The organism is Belliella pelovolcani, assembly GCF_900156785.1.
Taxonomy (GTDB): Bacteria; Bacteroidota; Bacteroidia; order Cytophagales; family Cyclobacteriaceae; genus Belliella; species Belliella pelovolcani.
Window position 1 is genome coordinate 26,329 of record NZ_FTOP01000021.1, and the last position, 24,660, is coordinate 50,988.

Genomic DNA, 24,660 nt, shown 5'->3' on the forward strand with positions numbered 1-24,660 from the left:
AATTGATAAAGTTAAATGCTAAAATTTTCGAAAGATTATTTGGCTACCCAATTTACTCTTCTGTAAAATTAGCATTATCACCTTCAAAAAGCGTATTCAGTGATACTGCTTCTATGCCAAAAGTCTCTACCAAATACCTCTCAAAGATTGCGGTACTTCCATGAGTCAAGTAGACTTTCTCAGCCTCCGTAGCCTTGATCGCTTGGATCAATCCTGGCCAATCTGCATGATCAGAAAGCACAAAACCCGTATCCACTGCCCTCCTTCTTCTAGCTCCACGTACATTCATCCAACCAGAGCAAACTCCTGTCCTGTAAGGTGCAAACTTCTTCATCCAAGGTGAGCCCATGGCTGCAGGAGGAGCGATGATCATGGCACCTTTGAATGCACTTTTGGGTAATTCTTGCGTCACTTTGGGTATATCCATGACCGGTACCCCATTGGCAATCAAAGCTTGATTGGTATTCCAAATGGCGCCATGGGCAAATATCGCACCTATCGCAGTGTCCAAATGATTGATCACCCGCTGCGCCTTCCCAAGCGAATAGGCAAAGAGCACGGAGTTTCTACCCTGTTTGGCATTGGTTTTCCACCATTGATTGATTTCTTTGAAGATTTGCTGTTGACCTTGCCATTTATAAATTGGCATTCCAAAAGTACATTCAGAAACAAATTCGTGACATTTGACAGGTTCAAAGGCTGTGGACAATCCATCGTCTTCTACCTTATAATCTCCTGAGACCACAGTGACTTTCCCCTGGAATTCCAATCGCACTTGTGCAGATCCGGGGATATGTCCTGCTGGATGAAGCGAGATCTGCACGCCATTGATGTGAATTGGTTCACTATATTCCAGTGTCTCCAAATTAATATCCTGTCCCAACCTCAGCCGCATTACTTGTTCGGAATGATGGTGCGCCAGGTAATGCTTCATCCCCCAGCGGGCATGATCGGCGTGGGCATGGGTTATAACTGCCCTATCCACAGGCTTCCAAGGATCAATAAATACATCAGCCTGTGGACAATAAAGTCCTGATGGGGTCAATTCTAGTAGAGACATATCCAAAGAACATCACCGGTTAGTCAATGTTTACGCTATAGAAATAAAATACTTCATAATCCTTTTCTACTTCATCTTCTTTTTCACCAATCTTTAACCTAGAAAACATCAGGTTTCTGATGCTTTCTAGTTTGACATTCATATACCCTTCCCAAAGTTTGTTTTCGTCTTGGAAAATCTGATAATAGTATTTTTCATATTTCTTTTGAAGGGCTTGAAATTCGGGTTGCCCGACCACATTTCTAGGCAATTCATCTACCTCTTCTTTTGGTGCTCCCCCCTTGTACCAAGCAATTAAATAACCATTTGAAAAATTGAAGCCTTCATAAGTAGAATAGATGATTCTATTGAAGAATTTACCGAAATTTTCATTTGGATCACTGGGTACATTTTGCTTGTAGTTTTCCTCAGGTTGTAAGGAGATTTGTCTTTTGAGCTCCATGGAAGGTAAGTTGTAGACATATATTTCTGGTGAGGAGGAAAAATTGATATAGAGTTCGCCATTGTGATAGACAGCAAGGGGACCGTCAAAATTATAGCTTCCTGGGTTGATCACCATTTGACTTTCCGCGGGGAATTCTGTTCTTGCCAGCATAGAGAAATCCTCGATGCTATACAAAGACAACAAAGGATAGCCAAGTCCAAAATTTTCAGAAAAACTTTCTCTGTTATCTTCTGATTTGAAGGTAGAGGAAAACATCCACTCTCCTATTGGCAAGTTGACTGTAGAACCCATGATGTGATTGGTGATGGGGCTGTAGGGAGTCTTCCTTTTTTCTTTCAGATTGAATTCTCCATCATAGATGAACTGTTGTCCGAATGTCTCTATCAAAATATCACCTGAATCAAGATACTGTGCAGTAAGGAAATAATCTGATTGATAATTGTCTTTCCCATCACCTGTTCGGTTGACTTGCTGAAGGATCTCTCCTTTTTTGTTCACCCTCAGAAACTCATTGGTCAATATATCATAGAGGAGGAATTCGGACTGATCTTCCTTGAGGTCAATCATGTAGAGTTTGCCAAGGTGATCGATTTGAAGACTGTCAACAATAGTCAATTCAAAATTTTCGAAAGTTGCTTTTTCCTGTTTGTCAGAAGAACCACAAGAAAATAAACTTGAAAGCAAAAGCCCTGATAGCGCAAAAACAAATAAGTTTTTCATAGCAATAAAATTAGTGGACTTAAACTAAACTAATAAAATGTTATTATCAAAAAATACGCTATCAAATTTGGATTTAAAGTGATGAAAAGGAGGAATCTAGGGATCAAATACTCACTTTAGAAAACAGCATTTTATTGTATTAGATCATATTTAAATACCTCATATGAAAAATATCCTTCATTCTCTTTATACAAATCTTTCCTGAATATATTTATACCCTCTTCGGTTATGAAAATATTTGTGCAATCGTAGATTTTCCCATCTAATTTGCAAAGATTCAAATCAACACCTCCAAATCCTTCCCTGGTTTAGGATAACTCAATTTAGCCAATCTCTTTCCTACATAATATTCATCCAAGCCAGAAACCGTCACAGTCCCCAAGACTTCCAAATCCAAGGAGCCATCTGCTCTAAGTCCTTCGGCATCCACATAAACTTCTTCGATAGAAGCGATGATCAATACCGTTCCGTTTACCTGTAAGGTTTGTTTTTCGACTAGTGTACAGGCTAATTGAACAGGACTTCCTGCTACAAATGGAGCGAAGAAGTCATTCTTGTAAGTTTCTTCTAGACCTGTCGCTGCAAACTCAGACCCTTTATACCTCGCTGCTGTCTGGTGTGCTTGTTGGTAAAAAGATTCATGCACATGATTGAGTGTGAAGTATTCTGTTTGAAGAATATTTTCAAGAGTATGTCTCTCCACCGTATGCGGTCTAAAAAGTATCCCTACCAAGGGAGGCGTCGCTCCAATATGAAAAACTTGAGAAAATGGAGAGAGGTTGGTCTGTCCAGTCTTAGATTTGGTCCCGATCAGGTTAAGGCTTTTGTACCCTGAAAGGGAATTGATCAAATCCCTTCTAAAAGCCGAATCAGCTTCTAGCAGGGATTGTTTGGTGAAAGCTTTCATCATATAGCAATCGCTTCTTCTATGGAATCACAATACCTGATATCCAGTTTCTCGATGATGTTGTCAGGATTATTTTTGAGAATTTGCTCTTTGGCAATCATGACCATTTTCTCAAACCATTTCTCAGCTGGCAGGATTTTTCTATGTTGTGTGACACCATATTCCAGCATTTCATTTTTCCAATGTAGGAAATACCATTCCATACTTGGCTGATGAAATGCTCTCAAAGCTCTTTTATCAAAAATGAATTTGGTATAGCCACCTCGTTTGATGATATCAGAAATCCTCAAAAAGATACTTTTAAAATTGTCGATAGGCACGTAATCAGAGAGCAATTCACAGATAACTATTCCTTTTTCTGGACTTGCATATACTTTGGCGTCCCTTTCCTCAAATATCAGTTCAAAATTATTTGTTTCAATAAGATTTACTGTTGCGTTCATTGTCATGAAGGTTAGATTGGATGGTTAATGAAATGACTTCTTTTTCAGCGTTGGTGCATTGGCTACTTCAACTTTAAAACTGTCCAAGTTCTCTTCCAAACGGATGGCATATTCCAAAGTTGTCTTCATCAGCTCCTGTTGTGCAGCAATCTGTTCTTTCAACCTCTCCAGTTCGTTATTCATATTAGCCAATTTAGATTCGTATTCCCTTTGAAGTCGTTCTTTTTCTAATCTGGCCTTTTTTAGTTCTTCCTTGAAAATCAAAAATGATTCTGGTGGAGTCTTCATAATCTTTGTACTTGTTACTCGTGGGAACATACCCTTTATCTACTACACTATTTCTACCCTAATTGTTTTAAACATTTTCGATTTACATGCCTTTCACCGAAGACATTCCCCCATCCAAGTGTAAAATCTGACCAGTCATCCACGAAGCGGCATCTGAAAGTAAATAAACTGTCGCTGCTGCTATATCTTCCGGCTGTCCATATCTCCCAAGCGGATGTCTCTTGTTTGAAGCTTCTTTTTTATCCTCGTTTCCTAGTAGTTGATTCGCCAATGGCGTGTCAGTCAAAGAAGGCGCAATTGCATTTACCCTTACTTTGTTCGGCGCCCACTCTGCTGCCAAAGACCTGGTCAAACCTTCAACAGCACCCTTGGCACTGGCAATTGATGCATGAAAACCAAGTCCAACTTGAACAGCCACAGTACTATAAAGCACTACTGAGGCGGTATTGGATTTTTTCAGCCCTTTCATACATGCTTGAAGCACTTTGACCGCGCCAAGAACATTGATCTCGTAATCATTTTTAAAATCTTCAATAGAAAATCTATGAAAGGGTTTGAGGTTGATAGATCCAGGACAATAAACCAAACCATCGATTAGTTCTGGGAGACCTGAAAGTTCCTTGAAGTCTGAGGTCACGTCAAGTTGGAAATCACCAGTGGCTGACCTAGAGTAGGAAAAAATATTGGCTCCTTCTGCTTCTAATTTTTCCACTACCGAATTCCCAATTCCAGAGTTGCCTCCAATGATTACTATATTCTTATTTTTCATAATGTTATGCTTTATATATTAATCAATTTACGTGTAAAATGTTTGCTCCAAAAGGGCATAAAAAAAGACCAAAACGTACATTTTGGCCCTTCTTGTTGGTTTAGTTTACGCTAATATTTACATAGAAATGTATTTCATAAATTCATTTCTTGATTGTTCATCTCTTTCGAATTTACCACTGTAATAGGATGTCACTGTAGAGCTGTTGACATCATTGATTCCTCTTGATGACACACACATGTGATTGGCATCTATCACTACGGCTACATCATCCGTACCTAGAATTTCTTTCAACTCATTACCGATCTGCATGGTCAATCTTTCTTGAACCTGAGGTCTTTTGGCAAAATACTGAACGATCCTGTTGATTTTAGAAAGTCCAATGACGTTACCGTTGGATATATAGGCCACATGAGCCTTTCCGTAAATCGGTACAAAATGGTGCTCACAGTTGGAGAAGAAAGTGATATCCTTCTCTACAAGCATTTCGTTGTACTTATATTTATTTTCAAACAGCTTTGCAGCTGGCTTATTTTTAGGATTCAGTCCGCTAAAAATTTCTTTCACGTACATCTTGGCTACTCTCTTTGGCGTGCCTTTGAGGCTATCGTCAGTCAAGTCCAAACCCATAATGAGCATGATTTCTTTGAAGTGCTTTTCGATGAGTTCGATTTTCAACTCGTCATCCATCTCGAATGCATCTTCTCTCAATGGGGTGTCATAAGATGTACCTACGTGTTCATCTCCGATTTCATCAATGTCTCTGTTCACATTAATTTCCATCGTATTCAACAAAGTTTCTTTCTGTTTCATATAATCGAATCGTTAAGTCGTATTTTGTATCAATTTCAGTTCTTAAAATATTCCAAATAACCACAGCAATGTTTTCCGCAGTTGGATTAAGATTTCTAAATTCATGGGTATCTAAGTTTAGGTTTTTATGATCAAATCTATTTAATATATTCACCTTGATCAGGTCGCTCAATACCTTCATGTCAAATACGTATCCTGTTTCAGGGTCGACAGGACCTACTAACTTCACAATCAATTCATAATTGTGACCGTGGAAATTCGGATTGTTACATTTACCGAATATCTCCTGATTTTTTTCATCTGACCAGTTAGGATTGTGTAATCTGTGTGCTGCGTTGAAATGCTCTTTTCTGTATACTGCTACTTTCATTGATTATCAAACTTCATCTTTTGAATTTTTGTTTAATAATATTCAAATATCTTTAAACAAAACAGTCAAAACACTGGGTGACAAGCTAATAAAAAAATCCATTTTTCACATGAATGAGATTACAAGCTTGGGGAGTAATTGAATTTTAATTCGCAATTTAACAAGCATTTGGTCAAAAACAGTTCCAATGGTATCAATATGCAATCGAAAATCAATTCATCAGATAGTTAAGCAATTGATAACTTGATTTTTATCTTAATTGGAACTTTATTTATGGGCTAATGCTTATACAACCAATGAAGAAAATCATCCTTACACTTATTTGCCTTACTTCAGGTCTTCTTTACAATTTCTTTGCGGCAAACTCAATAAAAAATGACCCTGTGATAACACCCCATAGGGTACTTGAAATTGACCTGATCTACGCTAATCCAAACAATGCTGCTATCAATCTACCAGAAGAGACCATTCTATCTCTGGGCATATCAGGGCATCAAAAGTTAGTCAAAGAAAATAAAATTCCTGAAAGTAAACCTCTGACGGTAATAGATTTCAGCCTTCCTTCGTCAGAAAAACGGATGTGGATTATAGATGTAGTCTCAGGACTCGTACTGCATTATGGCTATGTCTCTCATGGGAGAAACTCTGGCGACTTGATGGCAAAGCGCTTTTCAAATGTGAGTTCGTCCTATATGAGCAGCTTAGGATTTTATCTCACTGCTGAAACTTACCAAGGAAAGCATGGTTATTCTTTGAGATTGGATGGACTTGAACCAGGTTTCAATGATAAAGCAAGAGAAAGGGCGATAGTCATACATGGAGCTGACTATGCCAAAGAGGAATTTATTCAGACTACAGGAAGACTCGGGAGAAGTTTAGGGTGCCCTGCGCTACCAAGTGAAGAAGCCAAAGAAGTAATCGATCTCATAAAAGAGAATTCACTCCTTTTTATTTACGCCAAAGACGCTCGATACCTTGACGAATCTCCTATATTAAATACCTGATTTTCTACCTCTAGGTTGATTCAAAGCAGTTAAAATCTCTTGATCTCTATTATAAATATCCCTGCGGAAGTATTCATTGCCAGAGCTATCAGTCCAAAATGTCAGATAAAGTATTACCACAGGTATTTTTCTATCCAAGTTTACAATTCGCTCTTTACTCAATTTCATGGACTCTCTGATTTTTTCATCAGTCCAAGTAGGATCTTGCTGTAGTAAAATTTTAGCAAACTCAAATGGTTTTTGCAAACGAATACAGCCATGACTCAAGGCTCTGTCTTCCCTTGCAAAAAGGCTTCTAGCTGGCGTATCATGGATATAAACACTGTATTTATTGGGAAACATAAACTTGACTAGACCAAGAGCGTTCTGCTCTCCTGGCTCTTGACGGATGATATAAGGAAAATTTCTTGGATTTACTTTTTGCCAATCAATACTTGCTGCATCTACTTCCTGCCCATTGGCTGTGAGTACTTTCATGTTCTTGCTTATGAGATAATCTGAATTCTTCTTTACCGCAGGGATGATTTCATTTCTAGTAATAGAATTAGGAATGGTCCAAGTAGGGCTAAAGACCAGATAAGACATCTCAGCGCTGAATTGCGGTGTAGAGTGGTAATTCTTTCCGACAATAACTCTTGAACTCAAAAGTGTGTCTTTTTTAGCTATAAAATCTAACTGAAAATTGGCCGTATTGACTAAAATCACCTCTTGATCTTTGACATTTTCAGGAAGCCATCTGAAGCGTTCCATATTAATTCTGGCTGTAGCGATCAGATCAGTTGGCTTTTGATTCAAGGCATGAATTGTACCTTGCCCAATGACACCATCAGGTTCCATACCGTGACGTTTTTGGAGCTTGATGATAGCAGGCTGCATCAATGAGTCATAAATTTTATGATCTTCAGGCTGATCATCATCTAAATATTTCCAGAATCTAAGTCTTGCTCTGATTTCATCCATTTGGCTATGCGAATCTCCTAGCTTGATAGACTTATCAATCTTCAAGGTCTTCCATTGTGCCACGGGATTGGACTGAAACCTTTTATCATCTTCATAGAGAAATCTCAATGCATCTCGCATCTTCCTATAGACTAGGAAGGATGGATATAATTCTTCAAAACTCTTTCTGATACTTTGATTTTGTAGAGCTTGATTCAATCGTTCATCTATCATCAATTCAGGAGCAGACCTTTGGATATTCCATTCAGACTTGAGGCTTTCTGGGTTGATTTTACCCAAGTATAAGTGAGACGAAATAATGATGTAAGCATCTGTCAGCAGGATATCTAGGTTGGCAAAGTCCACCATGGAAAATTCCCCCTGCCCTCTGCGAGCTGATTCAAAGCGATTGAAAAGCTGATTGATGGCTTGAAGGTGATAATCATTAGGGTTTAGTCCGTCAAATTGAATCTGCTGGATTTCGTATCGCATTTCATAGGCAATCTCTGGAAGAGTAGCGCCATCTGTCCATGCAGGTAAAAATAAACGCTCACTATAAAATCTTCTTAATACTACAGAACTGAATAAGTCCTGCCCAAAAACCTTGGTAGATCTGTCAGGATCATCAATCTCAAGAAGGCTGTTGATGACCGCAGCCACAGCCTCGTGTGAGTCCTGCGCCTGAATCTCTTGAGGCTTGATACAAAATAAGACCAAAAGCAATACAATAAGACTATCTCTCTTCATAAAATAAAAATCTAAAAAAAAGGGAATCCATCAAAGTGAACTCCCTTATATGTTTCGTTAAATTTCCTTATCGGACATTGAAATCTTGGTATTTTCTACCCAATTCCCAAGCTTCAAATAGCATCTCCAAGAAACCTTCCATTCTATCCAAAGGAATTAAGTTTGGTCCATCGCTGAGCGCTTTAGCTGGCTCGGGATGCGTCTCGATAAAAAAGCCATCTATACCAGTAGCCGCAGCTGCTCTTGCCAAAAAGGGAGCAAACTCACGTTGCCCTCCACTGGTACCGCCTTGACCACCTGGCTGCTGTACACTGTGCGTAATATCAAAGACAACAGGGGCAAATTGACGCATAATCGGTAGGCCTCGCATATCCACGACCAGGTTATGGTAACCCAATGAAAATCCTCTTTCGGTTAAGCATACGTTGTCATTGCCCGTGGATCGAACCTTTGTCACTGCATATTGCATGTCCTCTGGAGCCATGAATTGCCCCCTTTTGATCTTGACAGCTTTACCTGTCTCTCCAGCAGCCAATAGTAAATCTGTCTGTCTACATAGGAATGCGGGAATCTGAAGTACATCTACAACCTCAGCTACTTCTGCTGCCTGATAACTCTCGTGAATATCTGTCACCAAAGGAACTTGTAACTCTTTTCCTACGCGTTGTAATACTTCCAAAGACTTGTCCATCCCTATACTTCTAAAAGAACCAGAGGAAGTTCTATTTGCCTTATCAAAGGATGCTTTGAATACATAGGAAAATCCAAATTTCTCAGCAAGTGCTTTTACTGTGGATCCGATTTCAATGCAAATATCATAACTCTCCACGGCACAAGGACCTGCAAAAAGTACAGGCTTGTCTTGCCCTAAAATCACCTTGTCTGTGATTTTCATTGGCTGGGTAAATTTATTCATGATTTTTTGGTTAAGTTTTCAATGATTTCATCCATTTGATCTTTGGAAATGAGAATAGCATCTGCAAGCTCTCTAAAAACTCCTTGCCCCCCATTGAGTGAGGACACAAAATCTACTTTGGACTGGATGTATGGCAAAGCATCAGCTGGACAAGCAGACAAACCTACCCTACTCAGGATTGGAAGATCTATCAAATCGTCTCCAATGTAGGCGACTTCGTCGGGATACAATTCTAAGGTTTCCAAAATCTCCACAAGCTTGCTTCCCTTATCTTTGATTCCATGATAGTGAAAGTCAAATCGGAGTTCTTCACAACGATTTTCTACGACTTTTGAATTTCTCCCTGTGATCGCACCCACCATGATGCCATTCTTCCTGAGATAATGAACGATCAGACCATCTTTGACATTGAATCGCTTATATTCAAGCTTATTGTCATCATAGATGATCCCTCCATCGGTGAGCACACCATCTACATCAGTGATGACAAGGCGGATGTTTTTTGCTTTAAGTTTGATGTCCTCGGTCAGCGCCGAGAGGTAATTTTGCATGTTTCTATTTCTTTTTCTTCAGCTGAACTGAATACAAGTCCAGTCTTCTTTGTTCTAAATTTCTTACGCTACCAGCTTTGCGTTGCTTGGTCAATAAGTCCAGATCAACATCTGCTACAATGGTCGTTTCAGCATTTTCAGATGCCTGAGCTACAGTCGCATCATGGGGGAATGAAAAATCAGAGGGGGAATAGATGGCTGCCTGGGAATACTGAATATCCATGTTTTCTACTCGCGGAAGGTTACCTACAGAGCCAGTAATAGCCACATAACATTCATTTTCTACTGCCCTTGCTTTGGCACAGGTATTCACTCTTAAGAAGGCATTTTTGGTATCTGTCCAAAAAGGCACAAATAAGATGTCCATCTCTTGTTCGGCAAGAATTCTACCCAACTCTGGAAACTCTACGTCATAACAGATCAAAATACCAATTTTTCCTGCATCTGTATCAAAAACTTTGATACCATTTCCACCTTGGAGGCCCCAATAGGACTGTTCATCCGGGGTGATGTGCAGCTTGTATTGCTTGTCTATAGTTCCATCCCTACGACAGAGATAACTTACATTCCTAAGCTTCTTACCATCATACTCGGGCATACTTCCTGCTATGATATTGACATTATAGGACAGTGCCAAATCTCGCATTCTAGTAACAATCTCGTCTGTATAATCTGCCAGATTTCTGATCGCCTCTGAAGCATCCATATCGTTGAATTCCGCCAAAAGTGGGGCATTGAAAAACTCGGGAAGCAAACAGAAGTCTGACTTGTAGCCTGAGACGGTATCCACGAAAAACTCTACCTGTTGCATCAAGTCGTCTACATTATTAAATCTACGCATTTTCCATTGCACCAGTCCTAGTCTTACGATGGACTTTTTGTTACCTATTAGCTTCTCGTCTTTTTCATAATAAATATTGATCCACTCTAGCAGTGTTGCATAAGCTCTAGAATCAGTATCTTCTGGCAAATATTTGGTGATTACTTTCCTTACGTGAAACTCATTGGCCAGCTGAAAAGATAGTACAGGGTCAAATATCTCTTTACTTTTCACTAAGTCAATATACTTCCTTGGTGTCATCTGATCATAATACTTGGAATAGCCAGGAATACGACCTCCTGCGATGATGGACCTTAGGTTGAGGTTTTCGCAAAGTTCTTTTCGGGCGTCATAAAGCCTTCTTCCCAAACGCATTCCTCTATATTCTTTGTGAACGAAAACATCCGTACCATACAGCGTATCCCCTTCATTGTCATGCGTGTCAAATTTCCCAAAACCAGTGATTTGATCATAGGTGTGATTGTCCCCAAATTTAGAATAATCAACTACTAAGCTCAATGCAGCAGCCACAACCTTGCCATTATCTTCGATACAAATCTGTCCTTCTGGGAAAGCTTTGATTTGGTTCTTTAATTCCTGACGGGTCCAAGCTCCCCCTTGATCTTTGTATATACTCACCATGATATCCCTGATATCATCATAATCAGAGAGTTTGATATTTCTTAATTTTAAGCGGTGTTCTAATTCTTCTTTCTGCTTAGTCATGTTACAAAATTAATTAAAATTCAGTCAATAATTTTAAAAGCGGATCAGGTGTCATCCAAAACCAAAGTTTCTTTCGAATATTAAACAAAGATTTAGCCAGATTGATTTAATTGTAAGATTAGTGTAATTTGTACTTTGTAAATTTGGAGAAGAAAATTGATATGGATGAAATAATAGAATTTAAAAAAGAAACAGTTTCTAATTTTTTCGAAATTATGAATGATTTTTTAAGCCAAAAACTTTTCTCAATCGGAGAGTCAAGCCTTACTGTTGGCCTATTGATAACTTTGGTTTTCTCTATATTCCTTTTGTTGATCATTTCTGAATTTGTCAGAAAAATACTGGTTAAAAGAGTCCTATCCAAATATCAGATCGAGCGAGGCACTAGGCAATCTGTTGGGACAATTGTCAAGTATGTTATTATCATTGCTGGGTTGGTTTCCATTCTTCAGACTAATGGGATTGATTTGAGTGCTTTTGGTATTTTGGCAGGGGCACTTGGTGTAGGTATTGGTTTTGGTTTGCAGAATATCACCAATAATTTTATTTCGGGATTGATCATTCTTTTTGAGCAACCTATCAAAGTTGGGGATAGAATAGAGGTTGGGGATATATCCGGAGATGTAATCAAGATCTCAGCCAGATCAACGACTATAGTGACCAATGACAATATTTCAGTCATTATTCCAAACAGTCAATTTATAGATAGTCAGGTCATCAATTGGTCTCACAACGATCGAAACATCAGATTCAATTTCCCTGTTGGCGTATCTTACAATGAAGATCCTGAGAAAGTAAAAGCAATCCTAATAGAAGTCGCTAAAGCCAATGAAGGGGTGCTTGCTTCTCCAAGTCCAGATGTCCTTTTTGACGATTTTGCTGATAGCAGCTTGAACTTCTATTTGCGCGTATGGACTTCGGAATACATCAACAAACCCAAAGTACTAAAAAGTCAACTTTATTATGAAATCTTCAGGCGCTTTAAGGAGCAAGGTATAGAAATCCCTTTCCCACAAAGAGATATTCACATTATTTCCGGCGGAGAAAAATTGAAAAGCTAAAGATTCTTAGTTTATTTACAAGTCGAATTAATTTCAATACCGAAACTGACTCAATCAGTTCAAAACAAGATGCTTAGATTACTTAGAAATATTAGCTTTTTCTTAATACTATTCTTAGTATCTGAACAGACATTTGCCCAAAGTTTGTATCGTTATAGATTTGAAGAACCTTGGTCTATATCTGTCTCCGCTGGCCCTACCCAGTATTTTGGAGAATTATATTCTCTCTGGAAGTACAATGAAGGCGTACAACCGGATTGGAATGCTAACATTGCCTTGAGAAGAACACTAGGTACGAGGATAAGAGCTAGAGCAGAATTTACTTATTATCAAATATCAGGACAAGATCCACCTTCGGATCCTAGAGCTTTAAGGACACCTAGAAATCTTCATTTTAGAGCGAGGAATATGGAAGCTTCCTTGATTGGAGAATTTCACTGGAAGCCTGTCAAAGTCTATAATATCACAAGAAGTTACTTCAACCTATATGGTTTTGCAGGAGTGGGTATGTCTTCAAATGATCCCAAGGCTCAGCTAAGGGGAGAGTGGGTCGCTCTCAGGCCGCTACAAATAGAAAACAACCCTTATAATAAGTATATTGTCGTATTTCCAACTGGAATCGGCGCTAAGTACAAGTTAAGTGTATATGCTGACCTTACCTTAGAATTAAATTACAGGTGGACTTTGACTGATTATATGGATGATATCAGTGCATTCAATGTCAGTGAATTTTATTTAGATTTGCTTGCTGATTACGGAACAAATGGAGAAGGCCCAAATCCAGACAGGTTGAGGTTAGCTATTAGAAACCCAGACTTTTTGAGAGAAAATGGTGAGCCAGATGTACAAAAAATACTAAACAATAGAGGTCGTATCAGAAGAGGCTCTGGATTGACAGAGAGATTTGATGGCTATCTAGGCATCAACCTTGGAATTGAAATCTACCTTTCCCCAGATATTTGGGACAACTGGATCTTTAGAAATAGACTTTACGAGAAACGATTCAGATTCTGGTAAGAATTATCACCTTTCCATTACCCTTCTTGAGGATTTGAAGGTCATTTCTAGCTATTTTTTCTATTTTTGCAAGCAATTCAAAAATCTTTAAGCTTTTAATCAAAAATGGCTGATTACAATCCTTCAGTAATAGAAAAGAAATGGCAGCAATACTGGGAACAAAACCAGATTTTCAATGCCCAAGTGAATCCAAACAAACCGAAATTTTATTCTTTGGACATGTTCCCCTATCCGTCCGGAGCAGGACTACATGTGGGACATCCGCTGGGCTACATTGCCTCTGATATCATCACAAGATACAAGAGACTTCAGGGATTCAATGTCCTGCACCCAATGGGTTACGATTCATTTGGATTACCTGCGGAACAATATGCCATACAGACAGGACAACACCCAGCCATCACAACTGAAGAAAACATCAAAAGATACACTGAGCAGCTCAAAAACATCGGTTTTGCCTTTGATTGGGACAAGGAAGTCCGCACTTCCAATCCAGACTACTATAAATGGACTCAGTGGATCTTCATGCAGCTTTTCAACAGCTATTATGACAAAACTGAAGACAAGGCCAAGAGCATCGCTTCTTTGATAGAAAAATTTGAATCTAATGGAAACGCAGGTATATCCGCGGTTTGCGATGAAGATACACCTGAGTTTTCGGCAGAAGATTGGAAAGCCTTTTCTGAAAAAGAAAAGCAGGAAATGCTACTCAAATACCGCTTGACCTATTTGGCTGAGACGACTGTCAACTGGTGTGCAGCACTCGGCACGGTACTTTCCAATGACGAAGTAAAAGATGGCTTCTCCGAAAGGGGCGGACATCCTGTGGAACGAAAGAAAATGATGCAGTGGTCCATGCGGATCACAGCTTATGCAGACAGGTTGCTCAAAGGGCTGGACACCGTGGACTGGAATGAACCCATCAAAGAAATGCAACGCAACTGGATCGGAAGATCTACTGGTGCCGAAATGGTATTTCAGGTCAAAGGACAGGATAAGTTGATCAAAGTGTTTACCACCAGAATTGACACTATCTATGGAGTGACGTATTTGGCTTTGGCACCTGAGCATGATTATGTCAAAGACCTGATCACTGACGATCAACGACAAACAGCAGAGGCTTACGTTGAAGTTGCCAAAAATAGGTCTGAACGTGAAAGAATGTCAGATGTCAAAACCATTTCCGGTGCATTCACAGGTTCTTACGCCATCAACCCATTCAATGGAGAAGAAATCCAAATCTGGGTAGCCGATTACGTTTTGGCAGGCTATGGCACTGGGGCTGTGATGGCCGTTCCAGCGCATGACGAGAGAGATTATAACTTCGCTAAGCATTTTGGACTGGAGATCAGACAGGTGATCGAGGGAAGCATGGAAGAAGGATCATTTCCTGGAAAAGGAGGTACCATCATCAACTCTGACTTCCTATCAGGCTTGGAGATGAAAGCAGCGATGGACAAAGCCATAGCTTTCCTGGAAGAGAAGAAAATCGGAAAAGGCAAAATCCAGTACAGGATGCGTGATGCAATCTTCACCCGTCAGCGCTACTGGGGCGAGCCACTTCCTGTATATTTCAAAGATGGACTGCCTTATCTGATAGATGAAAAAGACCTGCCTTTGGTGTTGCCTGAGGTAGATAAATATTTACCAACAGAAGATGGTGAACCGCCTTTGGCAAGGGCCAAAGACTGGAACTATACCACTTCAGAAGGGACTTTCCCACTTGAGCGAAGCACCATGCCAGGTTGGGCCGGTTCAAGCTGGTATTTCTTCCGCTATATGGATCCTAAAAACGAGGAGAAAGTTGTAGCCGAGGAGATTGTCAAATATTGGGGGGCTGTAGACCTGTATATTGGCGGGGCGGAGCATGCTACCGGACACCTATTGTATTCCCGATTCTGGACCAAGTTCCTTTATGATATAGGAGCTGTCTCCATAGAAGAGCCTTTCCAGAAAATGATCAACCAAGGTATGATCCAAGGAAGATCAAATTTTGTATATAGGGTAAAAGGCAGCAATCAGTTTGTCAGTTTGGGTCTGAAAGATCAGTACGAAACTTCCGCCATGCACGTGGATGTGAACATCGTACACAATGACCAATTGAATTTGGATAAGTTCAAGGCCTGGAGACCTGATTTGGCTGATGCAGAATTTATCCTGGAGGATGGCAAATATATCTGTGGAGCTGAAGTAGAGAAAATGTCCAAGTCCAAATACAATGTTGTCAACCCTGATGACATCATCGAAAGATATGGAGCTGACACTTTAAGATTGTACGAAATGTTCTTGGGGCCTTTGGAGCAGTTCAAGCCTTGGAACACCAATGGTATCGACGGAGTATCCAAATTCCTTAAAAAACTCTGGAAACTTTTTCATGACAATAATGGCAATGTTACTATTTCCGAGGCCAAGCCAAGTGCAGAAGAATTGAAAACCCTGCACAAGACCATCAAGAAAACACAAGAGGACTTGGAGAATTACTCTTTCAATACCTCTGTGGCTTCCTTTATGATCTGTGTAAACGAACTGACTGCATTGAAATGCAACAAGAAAGCCATTTTGGAACCATTGGCAATTTTGGTTTCACCTTATGCACCACATATTGCAGAAGAGCTTTGGGCTATTCTTGGTCATGAGGAGTCTATCATTCATGCAAGCTTCCCGGAATTCAATGAAGCCTATTTGGTCGAAAGCAGCCATGAATACCCTGTATCGATCAATGGAAAGATGCGAACCAAGTTAACCCTTTCACTTTCTTTATCTAAAGAGGAAATCGAGAAAGCAGCCTTGGAAGATGAAACCGTTCAGAAATGGCTAGAAGGTCAAGCGCCTAAAAAGATGATTGTCGTGCCAGGTAAAATTGTAAATATTGTACTTTAATCAAGTCAGACAATATCATCATCAGGTCATTGGAAAGTCTTACAGAAATCTTTCTAATGACCTATTTTGTTTCTAGGATCCATTATGAATAGAATATTTGTCAATCTAGCCGCTATTTTGCCTTCGGGAATATTCGCTTATTCCTACTTGAGGGAATGGATAGGCGCTGTATTTTTCAAAGAAGAGATTCTGCTGCAAGCTTCAAACCCCGAAGCTCCTTACTATCACAGCAGTTTAGATCTTTACCTTTGGAACACTTTGACATTCGGTCTGATATTCTTTGGGATCTTCGTCACAGCTATTTATGCTGCGATCAAAAAAAAGGAAGGACTGGTCTTTCTCTGCTTTGTATTGAGCATGATTGGGGTTTTCTTGATCATGTTCAACGGGGCTTTCAAATGAGAAAGTAAAAGCTATTCAACAGAGCTATTGCAAAAATAACCCTACCTTTGTGGCAGAATAATTTACTATGAAAATTACAAACAACACCGTAGTAGGATTGACCTACGAGCTCAAAGTCAGCAAAGAAGAAGAGGAAGTAGAATCTGCACCATTCAGTGTAGAAGTTAGAGATGGAGAAGACCCTTTTTATTTCCTTTTTGGAAACAGTGGTTTGCCAGAGAAATTCGAAGAACTACTCGCTGGTAAAACACAAGGAGACAGCTTTAGTTTTGTGTTGACTGCGGATGAAGCCTATGGGCCAGCAGATGATGAAATGATCATGAGTTTGCCAAAAAGTCAATTTTCAGGAGAAAGGGGTTTTGAACCAGGCATGTTGGAAGAAGGAAACTTTCTTCCATTAGTGGATGAAAATGGCTATCCTATGCAAGCAAAAGTATTAAAAGATTTAGGAGAAGATATTCTATTAGATTTCAATCATCCTTTGGTAGGTTTTGACCTGCACTTTGATGGAGAGATTCACGAAGTGAGAGAAGCTACAGCAGAAGAAATCGCACATGGCCATGTTCATGGTGAGCATGGTCATCAGCATTAACAACAAAAGAGCCTCGGATTTAATCCGAGGCTCTTTATGTATATAATCTGATTACAAGCTTCATTGACAGTAGATGAATTAATGGGCTCATTCGGTTGCTAATGGTCAATATCGATTAATAACTTTCAGAGGCGGATCGGAATTTTGTAATGTTATGGGCAAAGTTCCTTATATCCATATCATTTAAAGCTTATCTCTTTTTCAGTATCCCATTTGAGATAAACCTTAGCACCTTTTTCAAAAGACCTATCTTTATCCTCAACTTTCCATATCAAACCATCACTGGTCTGCACAGTCAATAGGTTATAGTGAATTAAATATTGCTTATCCATCACTTTTGCACACAGCCCAGTACTTTTGAATAATTGGATGTCAGAAGGTCGGATATAGGTTTTGCTTTTGTCTTGGACAGCATTAAGCGTACTAAATAGCTTTGCTGCATAGAGATTTTTTGGCTGTTTGAATATCTCTTCGGGACTACCGCGTTGAATTAATTTCCCTCCTTGCATGATAGCGAGATCTGAGGTCATTTGAAGAGCATCATCCAAATCATGTGTCACAAAAAGTACCGTGACGTTTAATTCATTGAACATCTCTTTCAATTCTTCAATCAATTCCCTTCTTTGAATCGCATCCAAACTTGAAAAAGGTTCATCTATAAGCAATACCTCTGGCTCCAAGCTCAGTGCCCTTCCAATGGCGACTTTTTGTTGTTGCCCACCGGAGAGTTGGCGAGGAAGTTTATCCTTAAAGAGCTCAAGCTTAAGCAGTTTGAGCAGACTTTTTACTCGTTGATCTCTATATTTTCTATCATATTGGATCAATGGTCTTGAGATGTTTTCCTCAACTGTTGAACTTGGGTAAAGTTGGTATTCCTGGTAGACCAACTGAACTTCATCATAACCTGGAATCAGTCTTTCATTTGGATTTTGAATTTGGAGATCTCCTAATTGAACTTTACCAGCATCTTTATTTTCCAAGCCAGCGATAATTCTAAGAAGTGTACTTTTCCCAGAGCCACTTTCGCCTACTAAGGAAAGAATCCTCCCCTTTTCAAGTTGTAAAGAAAAGTTTTTGACTACCAGCTGTTCATTTTGGTAGGCTTTATTGACTGAATCGATGGTTAGAAAACTCATTTTTACCTTAAGGCTTCTTTAATTTTCTTGGGTAATTTTTGAAAAATCAAATTATAAGAATGATCTACCAATGCTAGAATCGCCGCATCATGTAAATCTTGATGGAAGGATATTGTATTCCAATGATTCTTATTCATGTGAAAGCCTGGATTTACAGCTCGATATTGTTCTCTCAATTCTACTGCCTTCTCTGGGTCACATTTTAGATTTACACTTTCAAATGAAGTGATATCTACAATCGCAAAGATTTTACCTCCAACTTTGAAACAAAGTGTGACCTCGTCAAAAGGTGTATCTTCTGTAGCACCAAATTTAGAGAGACAATATTTCCTAAAAGATTCAATATCCATATTGGTCGTCTTAAAGGATAAAAGTACGAATTATAATACTCGCTTTACAATCCAAATGATAATGGCTGCCAAAAACATCAAAATGGAAATTTTATTGATACCGTGCATCATTTTCAAATTGAAGTTTGACTTTTTGTTTGGATCAGGTTTCTGGAATACCCTGATGAAGTAATTTCCTAATTCTCCTAGTTGGAAAAACTCTTTAAGTCTATTATTACCCATGATTATTTTTTGATAGAACCTGATACTTATGCCTCAGGTTCATTCCACATACCATCCTTTTTGATGATTTCAATAAGTTCGTCTACTGCTTTTTCAGAGGGTACTGATCTTTTAACCACCTCTTTACCTCTGTACAAGGTGATTTTCCCCTTTCCTGAACCTACATACCCAAAGTCAGCATCTGCCATTTCGCCTGGACCATTGACAATACAGCCCATGATGCCAATCTTTACTCCTTTGAGGTGGTCGGTTCTTTTTCTAATCATCGCTGTAGTCTCCTGAAGATCAAAGAGCGTTCTTCCACAAGAAGGGCAAGATATATATTCTGTTTTGGACATCCTTGTTCTTGCTGCCTGAAGCACACCAAAGCTAATGGAGTTATGTAACTTGATCTGCTTCAAGATAGTTTCCCTTTCCAGTTCTCTGTAAGCTTGCGCATCAATCATTATCCCATCTCCAAGTCCATCTACCAATAAGCCGCCAATATCTGTCGCTGTGTAGAGCATAGTTTTATCATCACTTTGTTGCTGATAGGCCACTTGAGGCACGACAGGGATTTTACAATGTTCCTCCAGCAGATAAACAAAAGCTCTTCTAAGCGCAGGGTAAGTGTGTGTGTTTGAGGTTTTCAGAATGATGACCAAATCAGCCCTTTCTTTGATAAAAGGAATAGCAGCTGCTACCTCTGAATCTTTTAAGAAAAGGAAATTTAACTTTTGGTGAAATCTATTAGCATGTAGAAATTCCTCGAAAGTCAAAAGCGGGAATTTATTTTCTGTATCAGTGGTATTTTGCCAAACCTCATAATTCTGAATTTCTTTCATTCCATTAGGAAGCATAAAAGGAATGGGATTGGAGCCTGTGAAAACAAAATCAGCACCTTGGTCATTCATCTTCCATTTATCTAATTCAGGTAAGTAAAAATGACCTACATGCTTCATTTCCTTTGGAGTAATCTCCTTGATAGCAGAAACATCAGTAATAACTCTAGGCACATTACTAGCGCCAAAGTTGTAAACTTCAAAAGTCTCTCTTCGATTATATTCAAAAGGGTTGATCGGGTAATGTGAAAGGGCAGCAATTGCTTCGTGATCGGCTCTTTGTTGATAGCGATCTACTAATGCTTTGGCTACTGGCGCTTCAAATTCTGGATCTTCAGTCAAGGAAACTCTAACTGTATCACCAAGTCCATCTTCCAAAAGTGTCCCGATACCTACTGCAGACTTAATTCTACCATCTTCCCCATCACCAGCTTCTGTTACGCCAAGATGGAGTGGATAAGGTTTGAAATTTCCTTCCTCCAATTTCTGAACAAGTAGTCTATAAGCTTGTACCATGACTTGGGTATTAGACGACTTCATAGAAATGACAATGTCATAAAACTCTTCATCTTCACAAATTCTCAAAAATTCCAAAGCCGATTCTACCATTCCAAGTGGGGTATCTCCATACCTACTCATGATTCTATCAGATAGTGAGCCATGGTTGGTTCCAATACGCATTGCGGTACCGTGCTCTTTACATATTTTCACTAATGGGAGAAATCGTTCCCTAATTCTATCGAGTTCTTCCTGATAGCTTTCATCTGTATACTCTATGACCTCAAACTTCTTCTTGTCAGCATAGTTCCCTGGATTGATTCTGACTTTTTCTACAATTTTAGCAGCAATTTCTGCAGCATTAGGTGTAAAATGTATATCAGCTACAAGCGGTGTATTGTAACCTCTTTTCTTGAGTTCATCTTTGATGTTTTGTAGATTCTCAGCCTCTTTGATACTTGGAGCAGTGATTCTGATGAGTTGGCAGCCACTGTCAATCATCCTGATGCATTGCTCTACAGAACCTATAGTATCCATTGTATCCACAGTAGTCATGGATTGTACGACGATTGGGTTATCACCACCAATCACCACATTTCCCACCTTTACAGGAATGGTTTTTCTTCTAGAATAGCTAGTCAGGCTATTACAATAATTGATTTTTTCCAATAATGCTTTGGTCTCCATGTGATTTACAAATCTCCTAATTGTGGTCTGATTACTATTTCTTCAACAACTGAATTCGGGGAAAGGTTATAAGCAGACCATACAGAATCTGCCACATCTGATGATTTCATAAACCTTTCTTCAGGAATATCCACACCTGCCCAACTTGCGGTGTAAGTAGCTCCTGGCAATACTGAAGTTACTTTGATGCCAAAATCTTTCAACTCTTGTCTCAGGCATTTAGTAAATCCCAACATTGCCCATTTAGAAATAGCGTAGCTCCCTCCATTGGCGTAGGCAGTCAACCCTGCTATTGACCCAATTGAAAAAATATACCCTGATTTTCTTGTGATCATCTCTTCAGTAAATGCTCTTGTGAGATAATAGGCAGAATACAAATTGGTTTGAATCATCATTTCTAAGTTCCCCTCAGGCTCAGAATGAATTGATCCTGGAAGGAAAACCCCAGTGTTATTGATGATTACGTCAGGTATACCTAAGGTAGATTTGACCTTTTCAGCAAATTCAAGTACTTGATCTTTCACTGATAAGTCGGCTTGAAATGCGAATAATTTTTGCTTGGGGAAATTTTCAGAAAAAAAATGCTCAAGTGCTTCTAGATCTGATGCGCTTCTTGCACAGGTAGATACATCAAAACCTTCACTTGCAAACCTCTCAATGATTGCTCTGCCGATTCCTTTGGTTCCTCCTGTGACTAATATATGTTTGGACATTTACTTCGTGTTTTAATAGTTAGTATGACAACTATCTAGCGTGGACAAAGTTACATTTTTTTGAAAGATTTGCGAACATAAACGATTATAGATAGGTGCCTGATATTTTTTTATACTAATTTTAAACCTATGGAAATGGAAAGCACAGATAGATTAGAGTTAGCTGCACATTTTGTCAACACCACCAGCAGTCCGATCTTTTTGACAGGCAAAGCTGGAACAGGTAAAACTACTTTTCTTAGGAATTTGACAGAATTGACACATAAAAGCCATATCATCATCGCACCAACAGGGATCGCTGCCTTGCATGCTAAAGGAGTGACTGTCCACTCTCAGTTTTTATTTCCTTTTGGATCTTTTTTACCTACTAAAGAGCCTGAGGGGAATTTTTCTAATAGTGGTAACTTCTACACCCAATATACCCTCAACAGAAAACATCCTCTCAATGCCGCCCGAAAGAAAGTCCTCAATTCCATAGAACTGATAATTATTGATGAAGTCAGTATGCTGCGCGCGGATCTACTTGACGCTATTGACTATAGAATGAAAAAAGCCAAGCAAAATTTTGAAGAGCCTTTTGGAGGTGTTCAAGTTTTGATGATAGGAGATTTGTTTCAGCTACCTCCTATAGTAAAAGATCAAGAATGGCAAGTTTTAGCAAAATTTTATAAAAGCATGCATTTTTTTGAAGCCAAAGCCTTGCAAAGCTCTGGACTTGTCTATATTGAGCTTAATAAAATTTTCAGACAACGAGACGAGCAATTCATATCCATCCTCAACCATCTGAGAGACAATCAGGTGAGTGCTGAAGATATTCAGTTTCTCAATAGATTCTATAAAACACCAGATGAAATCAAGGCTCTAAAAGATTATATCATTATCACTACACATAACTACAAAGCGGAAGAACATAATTCTAACGAATTAAGGGCTTTGAAAAGTAAATCACATTTTTTCGAAGCCATTGTAAGTAAAGATTTTCCTGAGAGTCTTTACCCTATACCCAAGAAACTGGAATTGAAGGAAGGTGCTCAAGTGATGTTTATCAAAAACGATAGCAGTGGCTTATCAGATTATTTCAATGGCAAGATGGCAATGGTGAAGGATATTTTTAATGATGAAATCAAAGTCATTATGAATGATAGTAAAATGGAATATGTGCTCCATCGGGAAGTCTGGGAAAATAAGCGTTATGTGGTCAAAGAGGAAACCAAAGAATTGGAAGAGGAAATTATTGGTACTTTTGAGCATTTTCCAATTAAACTAGCTTGGGCTGTAACAGTCCACAAAAGCCAAGGCTTGACATTTGATAAAGCTATTATTGATGTAGGTCAAGCATTTGCTCCAGGGCAAGTTTATGTAGCATTGAGTAGGTTAAGAAGTCTAGATGGCTTAGTGCTACGCACCAGAATCCAATCCCATATTATCAGTTCAGACCCTACAGCTCTTCATTTTACAAATCAAACTAATACGCAACAAGCACCTTTAGATAAGCTTCTGGAGAATCATCAGACAATCTATATTCAAAAACTTCTAAGTAGAACATTTGATTTCAGTCCTTTGATTACAGCAATAGGAGTTTTTCAAAAGGAGTTCACTAGTACGATGGTATTTGAAGATAAAGAAATGCGAGAAGCTATGGGTCTTATTCTTGAAAAAATCAGCCAAGAGGAGGGGAACACTTACAAGTTTACACGGCAACTCAATTATCTCGTGCATACCAATGATCAACTTCAATTGATGGATAGATTGGAGAAAGGAAGTACTTATTACAGCAAATTGTTTAAGTCGATTTTAAAAGATATCATAACTCATCAAGCCGAAGTTGAGCAATTCACAAAAACGAAAGGTTATTTAGATAGTATTTCTGAGATTGAAACCATGCTTTTAAGAAAGCTTAACGAGATCATGAAAGTCGGTATTTTGGTACCTGCTATCCTCAATGGAGAAGAGATTGGTAGGCTCTCGCAAATCACGGACAGCCTAACTCAATTGCGAATTTCACTAGCGCAAGAAGCCAAGGAAGCTACAAGAGACAACCCCAAATTTGCAAGCACAAAAACTGGTAGGAAAAAGAAAAAAGAAGGAACCCCGAAAATCAAGCTTGAAAAAGGCGAAACTTTCGAGATCACTTATACGCTGAGTAGAGAAGGACATAGCGTTGAAGAAATCGCAAAAGAAAGGGGACTTGCAAAGTCCACCATTGAAAGTCACCTAGCAAAAGGGATATTAAAAGGTCAAGTCGACATTCATCAACATCTTTCAAAAGAAATCGTCCAAGAAGCAGCTATATTTATTGAAATAGCCAATGGAGAAATCAGTAAAGTAGTAGAAAAATATCCAGAAAAATTTGATTATGCCACATTGAGAATGGTTGCAGCACATATGGCAAGGGATTAGGATGCTAGGATTTTGAGATTACAAGATTATAAGATTGAAAAATTGGAAATTGGGTTGAAAGGTTTGAAGGTTTAAAAGTTAGCGGGGATTAGTTGATTGAGTTAATGGTTGATTGAGTTATTGAGTTATGATGTGAATTGACTATTTGATTGAGTTGAAATGTTGGTTAAAGAATGTTGGTTAAAGTTTAAATAGGCATGACTATATCGCCGAAAGGCATATATCAACATTATATCGCGAAGCATATATCTTCCTTCTACTTCCACAGCGCTCTTTACTCCTTTGCTAGCTTAGTGAGAGCAAGGGGCTATAAAACACAAAAGCCTCTCAGTTTCCTGAAAGGCTTTTTAATAATGTGGCGGC

Annotated in this window: 24 protein-coding genes; 7 read left to right on the top strand and 17 right to left on the bottom strand. The window is 39.0% G+C overall.

Annotated features, from left to right (window positions below):
* Positions 1–52: 52 nt before the first annotated feature.
* From BW935_RS16595 to BW935_RS16630, 8 genes are all read right to left on the bottom strand, one after another.
* Positions 53–1,060, bottom strand: a complete 1,008-nt coding sequence (locus tag BW935_RS16595) for a ligase-associated DNA damage response exonuclease (protein WP_076502911.1) — start codon at positions 1,058–1,060, stop codon at positions 53–55.
* A gap of 19 nt (positions 1,061–1,079) precedes the next feature.
* Positions 1,080–2,225: a hypothetical protein gene (locus BW935_RS16600; RefSeq protein ID WP_076502912.1), complete on the bottom strand. Its 1,146-nt coding sequence runs from the start codon at positions 2,223–2,225 to the stop codon at positions 1,080–1,082.
* Positions 2,226–2,502: 277 nt separating this feature from the next.
* Complete coding sequence (locus BW935_RS16605) at positions 2,503–3,135, bottom strand: flavin reductase family protein (RefSeq protein WP_076502913.1); 633 nt, start codon at positions 3,133–3,135, stop codon at positions 2,503–2,505.
* Entirely contained in the window at positions 3,132–3,575 is a 444-nt protein-coding gene (locus BW935_RS16610; RefSeq protein ID WP_076502934.1) for a hypothetical protein, read from the bottom strand. Before BW935_RS16610 ends, BW935_RS16605 begins: the two co-directional genes overlap by 4 nt.
* Positions 3,576–3,599: 24 nt before the next feature.
* Entirely contained in the window at positions 3,600–3,863 is a 264-nt protein-coding gene (locus BW935_RS16615; RefSeq protein WP_076502935.1) for a hypothetical protein, read from the bottom strand.
* Between the two features lie 82 nt (positions 3,864–3,945).
* A complete protein-coding gene (locus BW935_RS16620; protein WP_076502914.1) occupies positions 3,946–4,632 on the bottom strand; it encodes an SDR family NAD(P)-dependent oxidoreductase in 687 nt (228 codons plus the stop codon).
* A 117-nt stretch (positions 4,633–4,749) separates the two neighbouring features.
* On the bottom strand, positions 4,750–5,445 hold the full coding sequence (gene folE, locus BW935_RS16625; protein WP_076502915.1) for a GTP cyclohydrolase I FolE: 696 nt from the start codon (positions 5,443–5,445) through the stop codon (positions 4,750–4,752).
* Positions 5,405–5,815, bottom strand: a complete 411-nt coding sequence (locus tag BW935_RS16630; RefSeq protein WP_076502916.1) for a 6-pyruvoyl trahydropterin synthase family protein — start codon at positions 5,813–5,815, stop codon at positions 5,405–5,407. Before BW935_RS16630 ends, folE begins: the two co-directional genes overlap by 41 nt.
* A 296-nt stretch (positions 5,816–6,111) precedes the next feature.
* On the opposite strand from BW935_RS16630, the gene BW935_RS16635 reads away from it, so the two are divergent.
* Positions 6,112–6,819 carry a murein L,D-transpeptidase catalytic domain family protein gene (locus BW935_RS16635; protein WP_076502917.1) on the top strand — a complete coding sequence of 236 codons (708 nt, stop codon included), beginning with the start codon at positions 6,112–6,114 and terminating at the stop codon, positions 6,817–6,819.
* On the opposite strand, the gene BW935_RS16640 is transcribed toward BW935_RS16635, so the two are convergent.
* The 4 genes from BW935_RS16640 to BW935_RS16655 form a co-directional block, all read right to left on the bottom strand.
* The gene (locus BW935_RS16640) at positions 6,808–8,505 is read right to left on the bottom strand and encodes a L,D-transpeptidase family protein (protein ID WP_076502918.1); all 1,698 of its coding nucleotides are present in this window, start codon (positions 8,503–8,505) and stop codon (positions 6,808–6,810) included. The two genes, BW935_RS16635 and BW935_RS16640, sit on opposite strands and share 12 nt — an antisense overlap.
* 67 nt (positions 8,506–8,572) lie before the next feature.
* Positions 8,573–9,421: a 3-deoxy-8-phosphooctulonate synthase gene (gene kdsA, locus BW935_RS16645; RefSeq protein WP_076502919.1), complete on the bottom strand. Its 849-nt coding sequence runs from the start codon at positions 9,419–9,421 to the stop codon at positions 8,573–8,575.
* On the bottom strand, positions 9,418–9,972 hold the full coding sequence (locus BW935_RS16650; protein WP_076502920.1) for a KdsC family phosphatase: 555 nt from the start codon (positions 9,970–9,972) through the stop codon (positions 9,418–9,420). The genes kdsA and BW935_RS16650 overlap by 4 nt, the downstream gene beginning before the upstream one ends.
* A 4-nt stretch (positions 9,973–9,976) precedes the next feature.
* A complete protein-coding gene (locus BW935_RS16655) occupies positions 9,977–11,518 on the bottom strand; it encodes a bifunctional GNAT family N-acetyltransferase/carbon-nitrogen hydrolase family protein (RefSeq protein WP_076502921.1) in 1,542 nt (513 codons plus the stop codon).
* 215 nt (positions 11,519–11,733) lie between these two features.
* On the opposite strand from BW935_RS16655, the gene BW935_RS16660 reads away from it, so the two are divergent.
* From BW935_RS16660 to BW935_RS16680, 5 genes are all read left to right on the top strand, one after another.
* Complete coding sequence (locus BW935_RS16660; protein WP_394333614.1) at positions 11,734–12,579, top strand: mechanosensitive ion channel family protein; 846 nt, start codon at positions 11,734–11,736, stop codon at positions 12,577–12,579.
* A 69-nt stretch (positions 12,580–12,648) separates the two neighbouring features.
* A complete protein-coding gene (locus BW935_RS16665) occupies positions 12,649–13,596 on the top strand; it encodes a hypothetical protein (RefSeq protein ID WP_076502923.1) in 948 nt (315 codons plus the stop codon).
* Positions 13,597–13,701: 105 nt separating this feature from the next.
* Positions 13,702–16,476, top strand: coding sequence for a leucine--tRNA ligase (gene leuS, locus BW935_RS16670; RefSeq protein ID WP_076502924.1), 2,775 nt, complete (start codon positions 13,702–13,704; stop codon positions 16,474–16,476).
* 84 nt (positions 16,477–16,560) lie between these two features.
* Positions 16,561–16,878 carry a hypothetical protein gene (locus BW935_RS16675; RefSeq protein WP_076502925.1) on the top strand — a complete coding sequence of 106 codons (318 nt, stop codon included), beginning with the start codon at positions 16,561–16,563 and terminating at the stop codon, positions 16,876–16,878.
* 67 nt (positions 16,879–16,945) lie between these two features.
* Complete coding sequence (locus BW935_RS16680; RefSeq protein WP_076502926.1) at positions 16,946–17,470, top strand: FKBP-type peptidyl-prolyl cis-trans isomerase; 525 nt, start codon at positions 16,946–16,948, stop codon at positions 17,468–17,470.
* Positions 17,471–17,649: 179 nt separating this feature from the next.
* Here BW935_RS16680 and BW935_RS16685 read toward each other — a convergent pair whose 3' ends face one another.
* The 5 genes from BW935_RS16685 to BW935_RS16705 are packed head-to-tail and all read right to left on the bottom strand — an operon-like array spanning position 17,650 to position 21,897.
* Positions 17,650–18,606 (bottom strand): ABC transporter ATP-binding protein, encoded by a 957-nt coding sequence (locus BW935_RS16685; RefSeq protein ID WP_076502927.1) that lies wholly within the window; start codon positions 18,604–18,606, stop codon positions 17,650–17,652.
* Positions 18,607–18,608: 2 nt separating this feature from the next.
* Positions 18,609–18,956: an MmcQ/YjbR family DNA-binding protein gene (locus BW935_RS16690; protein WP_076502928.1), complete on the bottom strand. Its 348-nt coding sequence runs from the start codon at positions 18,954–18,956 to the stop codon at positions 18,609–18,611.
* Positions 18,957–18,986: 30 nt separating this feature from the next.
* Positions 18,987–19,178: a DUF6728 family protein gene (locus tag BW935_RS16695; RefSeq protein WP_076502929.1), complete on the bottom strand. Its 192-nt coding sequence runs from the start codon at positions 19,176–19,178 to the stop codon at positions 18,987–18,989.
* 26 nt (positions 19,179–19,204) lie between these two features.
* Positions 19,205–21,184, bottom strand: a complete 1,980-nt coding sequence (gene ispG / locus BW935_RS16700; RefSeq protein WP_076502930.1) for a (E)-4-hydroxy-3-methylbut-2-enyl-diphosphate synthase — start codon at positions 21,182–21,184, stop codon at positions 19,205–19,207.
* A gap of 5 nt (positions 21,185–21,189) precedes the next feature.
* Complete coding sequence (locus tag BW935_RS16705) at positions 21,190–21,897, bottom strand: SDR family oxidoreductase (protein ID WP_076502931.1); 708 nt, start codon at positions 21,895–21,897, stop codon at positions 21,190–21,192.
* Positions 21,898–22,032: 135 nt separating this feature from the next.
* Between BW935_RS16705 and BW935_RS16710 the strand changes: the two genes are divergently transcribed.
* A complete protein-coding gene (locus tag BW935_RS16710; protein WP_245802728.1) occupies positions 22,033–24,297 on the top strand; it encodes a helix-turn-helix domain-containing protein in 2,265 nt (754 codons plus the stop codon).
* The last annotated feature ends 363 nt before the right edge of the window (positions 24,298–24,660 follow it).

Coding starts and splice junctions, on each gene's coding strand:
- BW935_RS16595 (WP_076502911.1), bottom strand. CDS start 1,060: ATGTCTCTACTAGAATTGACCCCATCAGGACTTTATTGTCCACAGGCT.
- BW935_RS16600 (WP_076502912.1), bottom strand. CDS start 2,225: ATGAAAAACTTATTTGTTTTTGCGCTATCAGGGCTTTTGCTTTCAAGT.
- BW935_RS16605 (WP_076502913.1), bottom strand. CDS start 3,135: ATGATGAAAGCTTTCACCAAACAATCCCTGCTAGAAGCTGATTCGGCT.
- BW935_RS16610 (WP_076502934.1), bottom strand. CDS start 3,575: ATGAACGCAACAGTAAATCTTATTGAAACAAATAATTTTGAACTGATA.
- BW935_RS16615 (WP_076502935.1), bottom strand. CDS start 3,863: ATGAAGACTCCACCAGAATCATTTTTGATTTTCAAGGAAGAACTAAAA.
- BW935_RS16620 (WP_076502914.1), bottom strand. CDS start 4,632: ATGAAAAATAAGAATATAGTAATCATTGGAGGCAACTCTGGAATTGGG.
- folE (WP_076502915.1), bottom strand. CDS start 5,445: ATGAAACAGAAAGAAACTTTGTTGAATACGATGGAAATTAATGTGAAC.
- BW935_RS16630 (WP_076502916.1), bottom strand. CDS start 5,815: ATGAAAGTAGCAGTATACAGAAAAGAGCATTTCAACGCAGCACACAGA.
- BW935_RS16635 (WP_076502917.1), top strand. CDS start 6,112: ATGAAGAAAATCATCCTTACACTTATTTGCCTTACTTCAGGTCTTCTT.
- BW935_RS16640 (WP_076502918.1), bottom strand. CDS start 8,505: ATGAAGAGAGATAGTCTTATTGTATTGCTTTTGGTCTTATTTTGTATC.
- kdsA (WP_076502919.1), bottom strand. CDS start 9,421: ATGAATAAATTTACCCAGCCAATGAAAATCACAGACAAGGTGATTTTA.
- BW935_RS16650 (WP_076502920.1), bottom strand. CDS start 9,972: ATGCAAAATTACCTCTCGGCGCTGACCGAGGACATCAAACTTAAAGCA.
- BW935_RS16655 (WP_076502921.1), bottom strand. CDS start 11,518: ATGACTAAGCAGAAAGAAGAATTAGAACACCGCTTAAAATTAAGAAAT.
- BW935_RS16660 (WP_394333614.1), top strand. CDS start 11,734: ATGAATGATTTTTTAAGCCAAAAACTTTTCTCAATCGGAGAGTCAAGC.
- BW935_RS16665 (WP_076502923.1), top strand. CDS start 12,649: ATGCTTAGATTACTTAGAAATATTAGCTTTTTCTTAATACTATTCTTA.
- leuS (WP_076502924.1), top strand. CDS start 13,702: ATGGCTGATTACAATCCTTCAGTAATAGAAAAGAAATGGCAGCAATAC.
- BW935_RS16675 (WP_076502925.1), top strand. CDS start 16,561: ATGAATAGAATATTTGTCAATCTAGCCGCTATTTTGCCTTCGGGAATA.
- BW935_RS16680 (WP_076502926.1), top strand. CDS start 16,946: ATGAAAATTACAAACAACACCGTAGTAGGATTGACCTACGAGCTCAAA.
- BW935_RS16685 (WP_076502927.1), bottom strand. CDS start 18,606: ATGAGTTTTCTAACCATCGATTCAGTCAATAAAGCCTACCAAAATGAA.
- BW935_RS16690 (WP_076502928.1), bottom strand. CDS start 18,956: ATGGATATTGAATCTTTTAGGAAATATTGTCTCTCTAAATTTGGTGCT.
- BW935_RS16695 (WP_076502929.1), bottom strand. CDS start 19,178: ATGGGTAATAATAGACTTAAAGAGTTTTTCCAACTAGGAGAATTAGGA.
- ispG (WP_076502930.1), bottom strand. CDS start 21,184: ATGGAGACCAAAGCATTATTGGAAAAAATCAATTATTGTAATAGCCTG.
- BW935_RS16705 (WP_076502931.1), bottom strand. CDS start 21,897: ATGTCCAAACATATATTAGTCACAGGAGGAACCAAAGGAATCGGCAGA.
- BW935_RS16710 (WP_245802728.1), top strand. CDS start 22,033: ATGGAAAGCACAGATAGATTAGAGTTAGCTGCACATTTTGTCAACACC.